Origin of the sequence: Sphingosinithalassobacter sp. CS137, from assembly GCF_014334115.1 — a bacterium.
Lineage (GTDB): Bacteria > Pseudomonadota > Alphaproteobacteria > Sphingomonadales > Sphingomonadaceae > Sphingomonas.
On record NZ_CP060494.1, the window covers coordinates 2,500,782 to 2,516,648 of the forward strand.

The following is a 15,867-nucleotide window of genomic DNA, read 5'->3' on the forward strand; positions in this document are numbered from 1 at the left end:
AAGCTCCTATCGCGCCGGCGCCGCAGCGCGTGCCCGGACACCCTGATACGGAAAATCCGTGAAGAAACCATCGACGCCGAGTTCGAGGAAACGCGCGATCTCCGCCTGAAGATCGCCGTGCGCGGCGGGATCGGAACCGCTGCGCAGCGGCGCGGGCAGGAACAGATTCTCGGCGCGGAAGGTCCAGGGATGGACTTCGAGCCCGGCGGCATGCGCATGATCGACGAACGCGGTGGGCGCATCCCATTCGGGGAGGATCAGCGCCTTTTCCGGGCCGACTCCATCGGCATAGGCGGCAATGGCGCGCAGCCCCTCGGGCGTGGCCATCGCGGCATAGCTGGCGGCGGGATCGTCCGCCGGGCCGCCCGCGCGCGCCATCAGCTGGACCAGTCGGACCCCGGTGACCCGGTCGAGCGCGACGAGATTGCCGACTTCGAACGACTGGATGAACACCGGCGCATCGGCGCGGTCCCAGCCGGCGTCGCGCAGCACGGCGAGCAGCTTCTCCTCGAGCGGCAGGCCGATGCGCGCGAAATAGCTCGGGTGCTTGGTTTCGGGATAGACGCCGATCGTGCGGCCGAGCTCGGCCGAACGGCGCTGCGCCAGCGCGACGACTTCGGCGAACGTCGGGATCACGGCCTGACCGTCATAAGCGGTGTTGCCGGTGCGGAGCTGGGGCAGCCGCTCGCGGGCGCGCAGTGTGCGCAGCTCGGCGAGCGTGAAATCCTCGGTGAACCAGCCGGTCTGGGGCGTGCCGTCGATTTCCTTCGTCGTGCGCCGGTCGGCGAATTCGGGATGATCGGCGACATCGGTGGTGTCGGCGATATTGTTCTCGTGCCGCGCGACCAGCACGCCGTCCCTGGTCGCGACCAGATCGGGCTCGATGAAGTCGGCGCCCTGATCGATCGCCAGTTCATAGGCGAGCAGCGTGTGCTCGGGCCGCTCGCCGCTCGCGCCGCGATGGGCGATGACGAGGGGGCGCTGGTCGGGCATGGTCGCAGTCATCGGCCGCTCCTGCACGCTCTGGCACCCCGATGCCAGCAACACCGCCAGCCCGGCGACCGCCAGCCGCGACACGATCGATCTCGCCATTCCGTCCTCCACCCGATAGCAGGGGCGGCAGTAGCCGCGGTGGATGACGGAAACGAGGCAGTCTTGGCAGAAAACGACAGCGTCCTTGCCGCCGCCCGCGACTGGGCGGGCGCGCCCATGGCGCTGGCGACGGTGGTTTCGACCTGGGGATCGGCGCCGCGGCCGAGGGGAAGCCACCTGCTGGTCCACGCCGACGGCCGGTTCGAGGGATCGGTGTCGGGCGGCTGCGTCGAAGGCGACATCCTCCAGACCGCCGCCGAAGTGATCGCCGGCGCACCGGCGGTGGTGAAGCGCTATGGCGTCGCCGATGCCGATGCCTGGGAAGTCGGGCTGCCCTGCGGCGGCGAGATCGCGGTGCTCGTGCAGCCGGTTTCGCCGACGGGCTTTCCCCCCGCGCTGTTCGACGACATCGCGCGGGCGCGCGCGGCCGGACAGGCGTTCGAGGTGGCGACCGACCTCGCCAGCGGGCGCAGCGCGGCAGGCAGCGAAGGCGCATTCGTCAACCGCTATGCGCCGCCGCGCCGGCTGCTGATCGTCGGAGCCGTGCAGATCGCGCAGGCGCTGGCCGGACTGGCGCGCGAACTCGGCATCCGCACCGTCGTGATCGATCCGCGCGGCCGGTTCCTCACGCGCGAGCGGTTTCCGGGCGCGGAGCTCGACGATCGCTGGCCCGACGAGGCAGTCGCCGCGCTGGCGCCCGATCCGGCGACGGCGGTCGTCACGCTGAGCCACGATCCGAAGATCGACGATGCCGCGCTGATCGCGGCGCTGGCCGCGCCCGCCGGCTATGTCGCCGCGCTGGGATCGCGCAAAAGCCATGCCGCGCGGCTCGAACGGCTCGCGGCGGCCGGCGTGGCGCAGGACGATCTCGCGCGAGTCGAGGGGCCGGCGGGGCTTGCGCTCGGCGCGATCGGCCCGGCCGAGATCGCGCTTTCGATCGCCGCGTCGATGGTGAAGCGCTTTCGTGATCCGCGCTGAGAGCGTCGCGCTGGTGCTGCTCGCGGCGGGGCGCTCGCGGCGGTTCGGCGACGGCGACAAGCTGGCGCATCCGCTGGGCGGCACGCCGCTGGCGCTGCACGTCGTGGAGGCGCTGGCGCCGATGCCGTTCGGCGCGCGGATCGCAGTCGTTTCCGACACGAAGGTCGATTTCGCGGCGCGGGGCTTCAGCGTCGTGCGCAATGCTGCGCCCGAGGCAGGGCAGGCGCGCTCGCTGGCGCTGGGCGTGGCGGCGGCGCGCGCGGCGGGCGCCGAGGCGGTGCTGGTCGCGCTCGCCGACATGCCGCGCGTGACGCGCCATCATGTGCTGCGGATGCTGGACGAGGCGCGCGGAAGCGGCACGCTTCTGGCGTCGAGCGAAGGCGATGCGCCGCGCCCGCCCGCGCTGTTCGGCCGCGATCATTTCGATGCGCTCGAAGCGCTGGAGGGGGATCGGGGGGCACGCGACCTGATCCGCCGCGGCCGGCTGCTGCTGACCCCGCCCGGCACGCTGATCGACGTCGATACGCCCGAGGACCTGGCGCAGCTGCCCCATGTCTGACGCGGCGCTGGCCGTCGTGCTCGGGCTCTGCTCGGCAGTGACGCTGGCGTTCGCCAACCTCGCGGTGAAGATGGGCACCGACATTCTGGTCGGCCGCGCGATCCTTTCGGCGAGCGCGGCGCTGCTGATCCTCCCCGCCGCCTTCTTCGTCGCGCCGCCCGATGCGGCGACATGGCAGGCGCTGGCGCGCGCGATACCGGCGCACCTCCTCTACCAATTCTGCCTCGTCCAGGCGATGCAGCGCGGCGATCTGTCGCTGGTATTCCCGATCATGCGCGGCGGCGCGCCGTTGCTGACCGCGATCGCCGGAGTGGCGCTGCTCGGCGAGCATCTGAGCCTTGCCGGCTGGGCGGGGCTGGTGCTCGCGACCGGAGCGGTCGCGCGGTTCGTGCGCCCCACAGGCGGAGACTCGCTCGCGCAGCATCCCGATGCGGCGGCGATCCTGTGGGCGCTCGGCACGGGGGTGGGCGTCGCGCTGTACAATATCGCCGATGCGCATGGCGTGCGCACTGCGCCGCAGCCGGCGACCTATATCGTCTGGCTGTTCCTGCTCGACTGGATCGGTGTGTCGATCGCGGCGCTGGCACTGCGGCGGCGGGCATTGGGTGCGGCGATTGCGACCAAATGGCGTTACGGCGTGACGGCGGGGGCGCTGTCGATCCTGTCGTTCGGCGCCGCGCTCTATGCGATGTCGCTGATCGAGGCGGCGAAGGTCTCCGCACTGCGCGAAACGGCAGTGGTATGGGCGGCGCTGTTCGGCAGCCGGTTCCTCGCTGAAGGCTTCGGCGGGCGGCGGCTGGCGGCGGCGCTGGTGCTCGCCGCCGGGCTGGTGCTGCTGCAGATCGCCGGCTGAGCGGCGACCCTCCCTATTCGTGGCGGAGCGCGTCGATCGGATTGAGCCGCGCCGCGCGCCGCGCCGGGAAATAGCCGAACACCACGCCGATCAGCGCCGAGATGGCGAAGCTGAGGATGTTGATCGTCGGATCGAAGACGAACGGCAGGTCGAGCACGTTCGACAGCCCCCAGGAGGCGAAGAAGGCGATCACGATGCCGATCAGCCCGCCCAGGCACGACAGCGCGACCGCTTCGACGAGGAACTGGAGCAGCACTTCCTTGCCGAGCGCGCCGATCGCGAGCCGGATGCCGATCTCGCGCGTGCGCTCGGTGACCGACACCAGCATGATGTTCATGATACCGATGCCGCCGACGAGCAGGCTGACCGCGGCGATGGCCGCGACGAACATCGTCATCTGCTGCGTCTGCTGGGTGAGCGTGGCCGAGAATTGCGCGGTATCGAAGATGCGGAAATTATCGGGCTGGCCGGGAGCGAGCCGTCGCCGCTCGCGCATCAGCTCGGTGATCGACTGCTGCACGGCCGCGGTGTCGAAGCCTTCCTCGACGGCGACGATGATCGCGCGAACCTGCTGGTTGCCGGTGAAGCGGCGCTGCACCGCCTTGATCGGCATGACGACCGTGTTGTTGGGATCGCCGCCGAACCCTGCCGCGTCCTTTTCCTCGAGCACGCCGACGACTTCGCAGCTGACGCTGCCCAGCCGGAAGCGTTCGCCCACGGCGGAGGGCACGTCCTGGAACAGCGTGTTCTTCAGCTCGCTGCCGATCACGCAGACCGCCTTGCCTGCGCTTTCCTCGGCCGGCGTGAAGCTGCGGCCATCGGCGACGGTCAGATTCTCGGCCGCGAAATATTCGTTGCTCGTGCCCGTGATCGTCGTCTGCCAGTTCTGCGCGTTGCGCACGGCCAGCGCGGAGGACGAAGCCTGCCCCGCGACCGAGGAGACGCCGCCGATCTGTTCGCGGATCGCAGTGATGTCGTCCTGCTCGAACTGCGGCGGCGGCGCTCCGCCGCCACGACCCAGGCCCGAGCTGGGGAAGATGGTGAGCGTGTTCGTGCCCAGCGAGCTGATCGATTCCTGCACCGAGGCCGAAATGCCGTTGCCCAGCGTGACCATGGTGATCACGGCGAAAACGCCGATGATGATCCCGAGCGTCGTCAGGAACGAGCGCATCAGATGGCGGCGAATCTCGCGCAGCGACAGGATGAGCGTGGTGAAGAACATTCAGCGCGCCTCGGCGTGGGCCGGCGCGCGGCCGGGCGTGCGCTCGACCCGCTCGACCAGACCGTCCTTGAAATGGACGATGGTGCGCGCGAATTCGGCCATCTCGGGCTCGTGCGTGACCATCAGCACGGTGATGCCGCTGTCGCGATTGAGCCCGGAGAGCAGCTCCATGATCTCCACCGAACGTTCGCTGTCGAGATTGCCGGTCGGCTCGTCGGCGAGCAGCACATCGGGCTCGGTGACGATCGCGCGGGCGATCGCGACGCGCTGCTGCTGACCGCCCGACAGCTCGGCGGGAGTGTGATCGGCCCAGGGCGCGAGCCCCACCTTGTCGAGCGCGGCCATCGCCATGCGGTTGCGCTCCGCGCGGCTCTCGCCGCGATAGATGAGCGGGAGCTCGACATTCTCCAGCGCGCTGGTGCGGGCGAGCAGATTGAAGCCCTGGAACACGAAGCCGAGATAGCGGCGGCGAAGCAGCGCGCGCTGGTCGCGGCCAAGCCGTTCGACGCTGACGCCGCGGAAGCGGTAGGATCCACCGGTCGGCACGTCCAGGCAGCCGAGGATGTTCATCGTCGTCGACTTGCCCGAACCCGAGGCTCCCATCACCGCCACGAAGTCACCGCGCTCGATCTCGAGATCGACTCCCTTCAGCGCCTGAAAGGCAGTCGGCCCCTCGCCGAAGGTCTTGGTGACCCGATCGAGCCGGATCAGCGGCTCAGCCATTCGGATCTTCCGCCGCCGCCGCCGCTGCGCCCGAACGGACGCCGACGATCACTTGCATCCCGGCGCGCAGTTCCTCGCCGCGCACTTCGGTGCGGCTGCCGTCGCTGGCGCCGGTCACGACCTGCACCGGCTGCGGCTGTCCGTCCTCTCCGAGAACGTAGATGGTCTGGCGGCTGCCCTCGCCGATGCCCTTCTGCTGCTCGGCCTGATCGGGGCCGAACTGCATCTTGAAGCCGCCGCTCTTGGCTTCGCCGCCGCCCGCGGCGGGCGGGGTGAAGCGCAACGCGCCGTTCGGAACCAGCAGTGCCTGCTCGCGCTCGTCGACGTTGATCGTCGCGGTGGCCGTCATGCCCGGGCGGAGGATGCCGTCCGGATTCGCGACGCTCAACGTCGCGGCATAGGAGACGACCTGCGACCCGGTCGCGCTCGAGGCGGTGCTGCTGGTCGCGCTCTGCGCGGACAGATTGGAGCCGAGATCGACTCGCTCGATCGTCGCGGGGAAGGTGCGGCCGGGGAAGGCGTCGACGGTGAAGGTGGCGCGCTGGCCCTCCTTCACTTCGCCGACGTCCGCCTCGTCGATCGCGACCTGCAGTTCCATCGTGGTGAGGTCTTCGGCGATCACGAACAGAGTCGGCGTGTTGAACGACGCGGCAACGGTCTGGCCCTCGTCGATCTGGCGCGCAAGGACGACGCCGTTCACCGGCGAACGGATGATCGCCTTGTAGCGCTGAGTCTGGTTCGAAGAGAGCGAGGCGCGCGCGGAGACGACATTCGCCTGCGCCGCGCGCAAATTGGCGCGCGCGCGCGCGACCGCCGCCTCCGCCGCCTGCATCTCGGTGTCCGACGGGACGCGCCCGCCGGAGAGCCGTTCGACCTCCTGGAGCCGGGCGAGCTGGGCCTGCGCCTCTTCGAGCGTCGCCTGCGCCTGCGCCACTTGCGCGATATTGGCGTTGAGGCTCGCCTGGCTCTGAGTGATGGCATCATCGAGCCGCGACGTATCGAGCACTGCGAGCGGCTGGCCGCGCGTCACCCGATCATTCACTTCGACGAGCACGCGCTCGACGAGGCCCGACAGTTCGGATCCGACCTGCACCTGGTTGGTCGGCGCGAGCTTGCCGGTCGCCGAGACCGTGACGTTGAGCGTGCCGCGCGTGACCTCCGCTGTGGCGTAGCTGGGCGGCGGCGCGGGCGCGAAACAGCGCGACAGCAGCAGCCCGAGCACCACTACAACGGCGCCGACGATGATCCATTTGAGATAGCGCCGCCACCACGGACGCTTCTTCGCGCCGAGGAACTCGTCGAGATTTTCGTCGTGCGGGTCGGCCATCAGCGGTCCTGACTGGTTGGGGGAGGAGGCGGCAGTTCCTCCGGCGCCACGGGAACGACGCCGGCATCCCAGCCGCCGCCCATCGCGAGATAGAGCTGGACGAGCGCGGTCGCCTGATCGGCGCGCGCCTGGGCGAGGCTGTTGCCGGCCGAGAGCAGCTGCGCTTCGGCCTGGTTGAGTGTGAAGAAGTCGGTCAGGCCGGTGCGATACTGGCTGCGCGAGAGAATCGCGGTATTCTCCGCCGCTTCGAGCGCGATGCGGAACTGGCGCTCGCGCTCCTGCGCGGTGCGCAGCGCGACCAGCGCAGTCTCCACTTCCTCGAGCGCCTGCAGAATGGTCTGGCGATAGCCGAGGAAAGCGGCCTGAGTCGCGGCCTCGGCCGAGCGGACCTGCGCGCGCGTGCGGCCGGCGTCGAAGATCGTCTGCGCGATGTTGGCGAACAGCCGGCCGGTGATCGTGTCGCCGATCGCATCGAGCGCATCGGCGCCGCTCGTGATGCTGCCGCCGATCGCGAGCGCGGGATAGAGCTGGGCCTGGGCGACGCCGATCTGCGCCGTCGCGGCGGCGAGGCTGCGCTCGGCGCTCAGCACGTCAGGGCGCTGGCGCAGCGTCTCGGCGGGGATGCCGACCGCGACCGTCTCGGGCCCTTCGGGAATCGGCTGCTGCTCCGCAAGCTCGTCCTTGAGCGCACCGGGCGGCAGGCCGAGCAGCACCGCGAGACGCGAGACCGCCGCATTGTAGCTCGCTTCGAGCGAGGGGAGGATCGCCGCCGTCTGCGCGCGCTGGGCCCGCGCCTGTTCGGAATCGAGCGAGGAGACGAGGCCCGCCTGCACGCGGAAGCCGGCGATTTCGAGATTGTCGTCCTGAAGCAACAGCGAGCGGCGGGCATTGTCGATCTGGCGCTGGATCAGCCGGAGCTGGACATAGTTGCGCGCGATCTCCGCTTCGATCGAACGCTGCACGGTCGCCAGGTCGAAGCCGGCGGCGGCATATTGCGCGCGCGCGGCTTCAACGCTGCGGATCGTGCCGCCGAAGATCGGCACCTGATAGCTGGCGTCGGCGCCGAGCGAGAAGCTGGTGCTGCCGCCCTGGGAGAAGGAAGTGACGGTGCCGTCGGGCAGAGTGACCGTGGTCGAGCCGCCCGCGAGCGACTCGCTGCGCGAGCTGCCGGCCGACGCGGAAACCGTGGGAAACAGCGCCGCGCGGTTCTGGACCAGCGCCTCGCGCGCCTGCACCAGCCGGAACACGGCCTGGCCGATATCGAGATTGGAGAGCAGACCGCGCTCGATCAGGCTCGCCAGCACCGGATCGTCGAAACTGGTCCACCATCGGACGACATCGGCGCGCACCGCTTCGGTGGCGGGAACCGAATAGCTTTCGGGAACGCCGAGCTGCGAAGGCGGAACCGGGCGATAGTCCGGTCCCTGCACGCAGCCGGCGAGCGGCAGTGCGCAGAACAGCAGGAGCGTGGATCGGAACGAGGCCATGAGTGGCTTACATAGATAGTACAGCGGCTGGGTAAACCCGAAAAGTGTCGCAAACTGTATCGACGAGTCGCTTGCGGAAGTATTCCGTAGCGTTTCGCGCGGTCGCCGCTTGCATCGCCCCCCGCCGGTTCGGCATGGAGCTGGCGGATCGCATGGAGGGCCGAGAATGAGCGAGAGCGTCTATCGGGTACCGGAGGAATGGGCGCGGCGCGCTAGATTCGATGCGGCGGGATACGAGACCCTTTACGGCCGCTCGATCGCCGATCCCGGCAGCTTCTGGCTCGAGCAGGCGCGGCGGCTCGACTGGATCAAGCGGCCCGAACTGGCCGGCGACTGGTCGTTCGACGAAGAGGATTTTCACATCAGCTGGTTCGCCGATGGCAAGCTGAACGTCGCCGCCAATTGCATCGACCGCCATCTCGCCGAGCGCTCGGCCGCACCTGCGATCATCTGGGAGCCGGACGATCCCGCCGAGCCGGCCAGGCGCTACGCCTATCTCGAGCTGCACCGCGAAGTCTGCCGCTTCGCCAATGTACTCAAGGCACAGGGAGTACAGAAGGGCGATCGCGTGACGATCTACATGCCGATGATCCCCGAGGCGGCGTTCGCGGTGCTCGCCTGCGCGCGGATCGGCGCGATCCACTCGGTGGTGTTCGGCGGTTTCTCACCCGAGGCGCTGGCGGGACGGATCACCGACTGCGACAGCGCCTTCTGCATCACCGCCGACGGGGGCCGGCGCGGCGGGAAGCGGATTCCGCTGAAGGCGAACGTCGATGCGGCCGCCGAGCGCGCGCCCGCACTGAAGACCGTGATCGTGGTGAAGGCGACTGGCGCCGACGTGCCCATGCAGACGGGCCGCGACATCTGGTACCACGAAGCGGCCGCGGAGGTTTCCGACGACTGCCCGGCCGAGCCGATGCGGGCCGAGGATCCGCTGTTCATCCTCTACACCAGCGGCTCGACCGGCAAGCCCAAGGGCGTGCTGCACACCTCCGGCGGTTACCTGCTCTGGGCCAGCCTGACCCACGAGCTGTGCTTCGACTATCGTCAGGGTGAGGTTTTCTGGTGCGCGGCCGATATCGGCTGGGTGACCGGTCACAGCTATATCCTCTACGGTCCGCTCGCCAACGGCGCGACGACGGTGATGTACGAAGGCGTGCCCAACTGGCCCGATGCGAGCCGCATCTGGCAGGTGGTCGACAAGCACCGGGTCAACACGCTGTTCACTGCGCCGACTGCGTTGCGTGCGCTGATGGCGGAGGGCGATGCGCCGGTGAGAGCGACGAGCCGGGCCTCGCTGCGGCTGCTCGGTACGGTGGGCGAGCCGATCAATCCCGAGGCATGGCGCTGGTATCACGAGGTAGTGGGCGAGCGCCGCTGCCCGATCATCGACACCTGGTGGCAGACCGAAACCGGCGGCGCGATGATCGCTCCGCTTCCCGGCGCGACCGACCTGAAGCCGGGCAGCGCGACCCGGCCGATGCCGGGAGTCGACCCGCAGATCGTCGATGCCGAAGGCAATGTCCTGCACGGGGCGACCGAGGGCAATCTGGTGATCGCGCGCAGCTGGCCGGGGCAGATGCGCACGGTGTGGAACGACCATGCGCGCTTCTTCGAGACCTATTTCACCACCTATCCCGGCAAGTATTTCACCAGCGACGGCTGTCGCCGGGACGAGGACGGCTATTACTGGATCACCGGCCGCGTCGATGATGTGATCAACGTTTCCGGCCATCGCATGGGGACGGCCGAAGTCGAATCCGCGCTGGTGCTGCACCCCAAGGTCGCCGAGGCCGCGGTCGTCGGCATGCCGCACGAAGTGAAGGGGCAGGGCATCTATGCCTATGTGACGCTGAACGCCGGCACCGAGGCGAGCGAGGAGCTGCGCAGCGAACTCCGCCAATGGGTGCGAACCGAGATCGGACCGGTCGCGACGCCCGACGCGGTGCAGTTCGCGCCGGGACTGCCGAAGACACGCTCGGGCAAGATCATGCGCCGCATCCTGCGCAAGATCGCCGAGGGCGACACGTCGAACCTGGGCGACACGTCGACTCTCGCCGATCCGGCGGTGGTCGACGATCTGGTCGCGAACCGGGTGGTCTGAAGCGGCGGACGCAACCCGACGCGCCCGCTGTCGTTGACCCGGCGATGACCGAACTGCCCGACTCCCGATCCGCCGCTTCCGGCGCGCGCGTGCGCGAAACGGGTACGCTGGTCCGTGAGACCGGCGGCTTCGTGCTGCGGTGCGACCATGGCGGGAAGCTGGCGCTGCTTCTGAGGCGCACGCCCGTCGATCAGGTCGAGAAGCGCGTTGTCCTGACGGGCAGGTTGCTGGAATGCGGGACGCTGGAGGTCGAGGCGATCGCCGATGCGGCGCAGGTTCGCGGCGGCTAGCCCAGCCAGCGCCAGATGCCGGCTTCCCACCCGCTGAGCGGAATATGCGCCCAGGTGGCAGCGAGCCACAGTGCGAGGCCGCCCAGCGTGGCGACCGCACCCGGCCAGGCGGCGGCGGATTGCGCGCGGCCGCGGCTGATCGCGACGAACGGCCAGAAGGACGTCACGCTTTGCCAGCGCGGCCAGAATTCGGGCTGAAGGCGACGCTTCTTCGAATCCTGGAGCGCGGCGCCGACCAGCGCGAGAATCAGGATAGCCGCGGTGAGCACGAGATTGGCCGCGATCGGAAACACCGCGGCATGCGCCAGCGCCCAAAGCGCGAAGCTCCACATCATCGGGTGCCGGGTGATCGCGAAGACGCCGCGCGGCTTCGGCACTGCTCGTGAGCGGCCCGACGGATCGGGGAGCGCGGGATTGCCGCGCAGCGAGCCGACGAACAGGACCGCGGCGAGCAGCATCACGGCGGAGACGATCGCCCAAAGCACGTCGCCGACCGGCCAGAGCGGCGGCTGCGGCTCCACCGTCGCATAGGCATGCGCCATCCAGCCGAGGGTAGCGAACGCGACGAGCGCGTAGAGGCCAAGGAACGGCCCCTCGCCGATCCGCCCGACGATCGGCGCTCGCAGCGGGTGCGAGAGGAGGAAATGGGATCCGACGAACGCGATACTGGCGGCGATCAGCGACTCCATTTCCCCCTCCCGGTCAGGCTCAGTGGCGCGTGCCCCGCGTCTCTTCGTCCATGTCGGACGCATCGCCCACGCCGGCGGCGGCGGGCTCGCCCAGCTCGCGCTGGCCTTCCATCGCATGGTCGACGTCGTCGGTCAGCGTGTCGAGGTGCATCAGCTTCTTGACCAGCGGCGAGACGAGCAGGACGAGCACGCCGACGCCGACCGCGAACCAGCCGATGTTGCTGTACACCGAGAGCGTCATCTCGCGAGTCATCTCGCCTTCCTCGCCGCCGGTCGCCGCGCCGATCATGCCGGCGACGAAATTACCGCCCGCGGTGGCGAAGAACCATGCACCCATGATGAGCCCGGCGAGCTGCGCCGGCGCGAGCCGGTTCATCGCCGAGAGGCCGACCGGCGAAAGGCAGAGCTCGCCGGTGGTGTGGAGGAAATAGATCGCGAACACGAGGAACACCGGCACCAGCACGCCCGGACCGACGGCGTTCGCGCCCCAGACGAACACGAGGAAGCCGAGCCCGACCTGAATGATCGCAAGGCCGAACTTGAACGGAGTCGACGGCTCCATCCCCCGCTTGCCGAGGAAGATCCAGAGTGCCGCGAACACCGGGCCCATGAGCATGATGAAGATCGCGTTGATCGACTGGAACAGCGATGCGGGAACGCCCTCGCGATCGACGAACCGATCGGTGAACAGGTTGAGCGAGCCGCCCGCCTGTTCGAACAGACCCCAGAACACCGGCTGGAGCACGAGCAGGAAGATGATCGCGAAGATGCGGTCGCGCGCATGCCTGTCGAGCTTGGTCGCCTCATAGCCGACATAGGCGAGCAGCCCTGCGCCCGCGATCAGCATCAGCCAGCCGACGACCGACTGATACTGGATCAGCACCCACATCAGCGCCACCGCCGCGAAGGCGATCACATAGAGCAACAGCTCGAAATTGATGCCGGCCACCTTCTGCTTCAGCTTTGCCGCGCTCGGCGGCTCGCTCGCCCTGCTGAGCAGCGGCTTGCCGAAATAGAAGACGATCAGGCCGAGCAGCATGCCGACGCCCGCCGCGCCGAAGCCGTAGCTCCAGCCCACCGTCTGGCCGAGATAGCCGGCCAGGATCACGCCGATCGCCGCGCCCAGGTTAATGCCGATGTAGAAGATCGTGTAGGCGCCGTCGCGGCGCACGTCGGTGCGCGGATAGAGCTGGCCGACCATCACCGAGATATTGGCCTTCAGAAAGCCGGTGCCGACGATGATGAAGCTGAGCGCCAGCCAGAAGACGTTGATCGTCGCGTCGTCCTGCCCGCCGGTGCCCTCGATCGTCATCAGCGCGTGGCCGATGGTGATCAGGACCGCGCCGAACAGCACCGCCTTGCGATGGCCGAGATAGCGGTCGGCCAGATAGCCGCCCAGCACCGGAGTGATGTACACCAGGCTGACATAGGCGCCGTAGATCAGGTTGGATCGGCTGTCGTCGAACAGCCAATGCTGGGTGAGGTAGAAGATCAGCAGCGCGCGCATGCCGTAGTAGGAGAAGCGCTCCCACATTTCGGCGAAGAACAGGACGTAGAGGCCCTTGGGATGCCCGCCGACTTCCGCCTGCGGCCGCGTGACGGCGAAGGCGCCGCCGATGAGGAATATCGCGAGGACCGTGGCGCCGATCGCCGCGATCCAGTCGCCCTCCTGCCAGAGCGCTACATCCTTGAACCCCATGCAACTCCCCTCTTCGCCTTCAGGCGCATTCCGTGGCGGGCCTTGGCCCGAAAGCGCGCAGCCTAGCGCCGAAATTCGCGGTGTGAAGCCGGTTGTTGCGTCGTCACTCGCTTGCTAGGCCGCGCAAATGGCATTCAACGATCGCAGTTCGCCGCTCGCGCTGCTCGCCACGCGCCGTTCGGGCAAGCCGCGCGAGCTGGTGGAGCCCGGCCCCGATCTGCTGCAGCTTCGCGCGATGACTGCGCTGGCGGCGCGCACGCCCGATCATGGCAAGCTGGCTCCGTGGCGTTTCGTGATCGTGCCGCAGGAAGCGCGTGCCGCGCTTGCCGAGCGGATGGCCGAGGCGCTCGCCGCCGACAAGCCGGAGGCAAGCGACCGCGAACTGGCCGCGGCGCGCGAATTCGCCGAACAGGCGCCGGCGCTGGTCGTGGTGCTTTCCGCGCCCGATCCGGAACATAAGATCCCGCTGTGGGAGCAGGAGCTTTCGGCCGGGGCGGCGTGCATGAACCTGCTCCACGCCGGCCACGCGCTGGGCTTCGCCGGGGGATGGCTGACCGGCTGGGCGGCCTATTCCGAGCGCGTGCGCGACCTTTTCGGCGCGGCGCCGGAGCGGATCGCGGGCTTCCTCTTCTTCGGCACGCCCGCGCGGCCGCTGCAGGAACGGCCGCGAGGCATCACCGAGCGCACATTTTCCGTCTGGGAGCCTTGATCCCGCTGGGGCCATTGGGACTGGACTGCCCGAACGGTTGCTGTATTAAGGCAGCATGACAGCGCTCGAGCACGACGATTCTCCGGTTTATCTGAAGCTGCGGGCGAGCATCGCCGCGGCGATCCTGCGCGGCGAGTATCGCGCGGGTGACCAGCTGCCTTCGGTTCGCGCGCTTGCGGCCGAGCATGGCGCCAATCCCCTGACGGTGGCGAAAGCCTATCAGAGCTTTCAGGACGACGGCTATGTCGAGGTGCGTCGCGGCGTTGGCATGTTCGTGCTCCCCGGCGCGGTCGAGCGGCTGCGCATCGCCGAGCGCGAGCGGTTCCTCAACGGCTATTGGCCGCGGATTCGCGACCACATCGCGCTGCTGGGGCTCGACGCGCGCGAGCTGATCGAGAGCGATCGCGAAACCGCCTGAGGCGCGCGCGGGCGGTAGCAATCCTTTCTCCGCAGTTTCGATAAGGCTGAAGCACATTCTTCGCGGTCGCGCCGTATCGGTGCAGTCGTCGCTGGCGCTCATCGGAAAATCCGAGTAGTCTCGCAGGCAACCTTGGGGGGAGGTTGTCATGAAACAGCAGCGTGCACTTCTTGCGGGCACGGCAGCTTTGGCAGGCAGCAGTGCGTTGTTCGCACTCGCGGCATGCATGCACCGTCCGGCATCTTCGGCAAGCCAAGTCACGTCCGACATGTCGGTGTGCGTCGATCCGCTCGCGATGCCATCCGGCTATGGCTATCCGGCGCGTGAGGCGACGGTGGCCGGCTGGGTGGAACGGCGCGACACACGCGCGATCCGCGAGCACGGCTGGAGCCTCTTCGCGGCGATGAACACCGCGCCCGACCCCGACGGCGAGGCGGTGTGGCGCAGCTGGTGCACCTCCACCCAGGCATTTGCCGGCGCGACTGTGCCCACGCCCGCGCCGGTGGGCGCCGCGCCCGCCACCGCCACACGCGCCGCGACCGGTCAGGTCCGCTCGCTCAATGCGATCCGGGCGAAACACGGCGAACCGATTAATTTCAGAGCGACTCCGCAATATCAGCTGCCCGCCGCGATCCTGAACGATCCCGCCTATCGCCAGTGCATCGTGCCCGCGCAGGGCGAAACCCCCGCCGGGCTGACCGACGGAGCGGTGTTTCAGAGCAACGGCGACATCATGATCGCGGGCGTGATCTACAATCGCGACGCCTATGACTGGATTCGCTCGCGCGGCTTGTACAGGACGGCGACGCTGCGCGGACTTCAGCCGGCGAGCGCGACGGGGCAGGCCGAGATGCCCGAGATGCCGGCCGGATCGATCGTGCTCAAGCCGATGATGTGGCCGGTGCCGCAGGACGGCGTGAGCGCGCTGCCGATCTGGGACGGGCCGGACAGCGACCATGATCGCTATGCCGGGTTCGAAGTGCACGACATGTGGCCACGCGCAGTGGCGGTGACGACCGATCCCGCAAGCGAGGGGAGGCGTATCTCGGGTGCGCTGCAGCTCAACGGCGTGACGCTGAACGGCGCCGCGATGGGCCCTAGCCGTTATCCCGACATGCCGGTCGTCGGCACCGGCCGCTTCTATCGCTACACCCCCGATCTGGCGGCGCTTGGCGCGTGCGATCGCGCGCTGCTCGATGCCTCCGCCTGGTGGGCCTATGGCAAGCGCTTTCGCCAGGGCGACCAGCTGGTGCTGATCGCGATGCATGCGATGACCAAGGAGCAGCGCGCCTGGACCTTCCAGTCCTTTTGGTGGCACGACCGGCCCGACGCAGGGCCCTATGCCGCCGATCGCCCGGCGCTGCCGAACGCGCTGGGACCGTGGCGCCACTATCTGATGACCGAGACCTACGGCACTACAATGGCACCGGGCGGCACCCGGTGGCCGGTCGCCTACAATCCGTACATCGAGCTCGCGGCGGCGCACCCGATCGAGACCAATTGCATGAACTGCCACCATCGCGCCGCCTGGTCCGATATTCGCGCGGATCGCGTGAGCTATCAGCTGGAGGGGGGACCCGACGCGCTGGCGGTGTTCGACCAGCGCAACGCGATCTTCGACGGGATCGTAAAGGTGGATTCGATGTGGGCGATTTCCTCGCGCGTGCCCAATCCGCGCCCCACGCCCGGGCCGGTCGGCACGCAGTGAACCCCGGTG

At 68.8% G+C, this 15,867-nt stretch carries 15 protein-coding genes; 8 read left to right on the top strand and 7 right to left on the bottom strand.

What is annotated here, in order from left to right:
* Positions 1-6: 6 nt before the first annotated feature.
* On the bottom strand, positions 7-1,092 hold the full coding sequence (locus tag H7V21_RS12385) for a glycerophosphodiester phosphodiesterase (RefSeq protein ID WP_188054045.1): 1,086 nt from the start codon (positions 1,090-1,092) through the stop codon (positions 7-9).
* 63 nt (positions 1,093-1,155) lie between these two features.
* On the opposite strand from H7V21_RS12385, the gene H7V21_RS12390 reads away from it, so the two are divergent.
* Genes H7V21_RS12390 through H7V21_RS12400 form a run of 3 tightly spaced genes read left to right on the top strand, consistent with a single transcriptional unit; the run spans position 1,156 to position 3,482 of the window.
* Complete coding sequence (locus tag H7V21_RS12390) at positions 1,156-2,070, top strand: XdhC family protein (protein ID WP_188054046.1); 915 nt, start codon at positions 1,156-1,158, stop codon at positions 2,068-2,070.
* Complete coding sequence (locus H7V21_RS12395) at positions 2,057-2,629, top strand: nucleotidyltransferase family protein (protein ID WP_188054047.1); 573 nt, start codon at positions 2,057-2,059, stop codon at positions 2,627-2,629. The genes H7V21_RS12390 and H7V21_RS12395 overlap by 14 nt, the downstream gene beginning before the upstream one ends.
* Positions 2,622-3,482: a DMT family transporter gene (locus H7V21_RS12400; RefSeq protein ID WP_188054048.1), complete on the top strand. Its 861-nt coding sequence runs from the start codon at positions 2,622-2,624 to the stop codon at positions 3,480-3,482. Before H7V21_RS12395 ends, H7V21_RS12400 begins: the two co-directional genes overlap by 8 nt.
* 13 nt (positions 3,483-3,495) lie before the next feature.
* Here H7V21_RS12400 and H7V21_RS12405 read toward each other — a convergent pair whose 3' ends face one another.
* From H7V21_RS12405 to H7V21_RS12420, 4 genes are read right to left on the bottom strand one after another with little or no spacing between them, the layout of a single operon-like run.
* Positions 3,496-4,704 carry an ABC transporter permease gene (locus H7V21_RS12405; RefSeq protein ID WP_188054049.1) on the bottom strand — a complete coding sequence of 403 codons (1,209 nt, stop codon included), beginning with the start codon at positions 4,702-4,704 and terminating at the stop codon, positions 3,496-3,498.
* A complete protein-coding gene (locus H7V21_RS12410) occupies positions 4,705-5,427 on the bottom strand; it encodes an ABC transporter ATP-binding protein (RefSeq protein WP_188054050.1) in 723 nt (240 codons plus the stop codon).
* Entirely contained in the window at positions 5,420-6,754 is a 1,335-nt protein-coding gene (locus H7V21_RS12415; protein WP_188054051.1) for an efflux RND transporter periplasmic adaptor subunit, read from the bottom strand. The genes H7V21_RS12410 and H7V21_RS12415 overlap by 8 nt, the downstream gene beginning before the upstream one ends.
* Entirely contained in the window at positions 6,754-8,241 is a 1,488-nt protein-coding gene (locus H7V21_RS12420) for an efflux transporter outer membrane subunit (protein WP_188054052.1), read from the bottom strand. Before H7V21_RS12420 ends, H7V21_RS12415 begins: the two co-directional genes overlap by 1 nt.
* 166 nt (positions 8,242-8,407) lie before the next feature.
* On the opposite strand from H7V21_RS12420, the gene acs reads away from it, so the two are divergent.
* Together acs and H7V21_RS12430 are read left to right on the top strand one after the other, a co-directional pair.
* On the top strand, positions 8,408-10,345 hold the full coding sequence (gene acs / locus H7V21_RS12425) for an acetate--CoA ligase (protein WP_188054053.1): 1,938 nt from the start codon (positions 8,408-8,410) through the stop codon (positions 10,343-10,345).
* A 44-nt stretch (positions 10,346-10,389) separates the two neighbouring features.
* The gene (locus tag H7V21_RS12430) at positions 10,390-10,635 is read left to right on the top strand and encodes a DUF5818 domain-containing protein (protein ID WP_188054054.1); all 246 of its coding nucleotides are present in this window, start codon (positions 10,390-10,392) and stop codon (positions 10,633-10,635) included.
* Here H7V21_RS12430 and H7V21_RS12435 read toward each other — a convergent pair.
* Positions 10,632-11,324, bottom strand: coding sequence for an NnrU family protein (locus tag H7V21_RS12435; RefSeq protein ID WP_188054055.1), 693 nt, complete (start codon positions 11,322-11,324; stop codon positions 10,632-10,634). The genes H7V21_RS12430 and H7V21_RS12435 overlap by 4 nt on opposite strands.
* Positions 11,325-11,343: 19 nt before the next feature.
* Positions 11,344-13,023, bottom strand: coding sequence for a peptide MFS transporter (locus tag H7V21_RS12440; RefSeq protein WP_188054056.1), 1,680 nt, complete (start codon positions 13,021-13,023; stop codon positions 11,344-11,346).
* Between the two features lie 127 nt (positions 13,024-13,150).
* Between H7V21_RS12440 and H7V21_RS12445 the strand changes: the two genes are divergently transcribed.
* The 3 genes from H7V21_RS12445 (at position 13,151) to H7V21_RS12455 (ending at position 15,858) form a co-directional block, all read left to right on the top strand.
* Entirely contained in the window at positions 13,151-13,732 is a 582-nt protein-coding gene (locus tag H7V21_RS12445) for a nitroreductase (protein ID WP_188054057.1), read from the top strand.
* A 55-nt stretch (positions 13,733-13,787) separates the two neighbouring features.
* Positions 13,788-14,150 (top strand): GntR family transcriptional regulator, encoded by a 363-nt coding sequence (locus H7V21_RS12450; RefSeq protein WP_188054058.1) that lies wholly within the window; start codon positions 13,788-13,790, stop codon positions 14,148-14,150.
* A 148-nt stretch (positions 14,151-14,298) separates the two neighbouring features.
* Positions 14,299-15,858, top strand: a complete 1,560-nt coding sequence (locus H7V21_RS12455) for a hypothetical protein (protein WP_188054059.1) — start codon at positions 14,299-14,301, stop codon at positions 15,856-15,858.
* Positions 15,859-15,867: the final 9 nt, after the last annotated feature.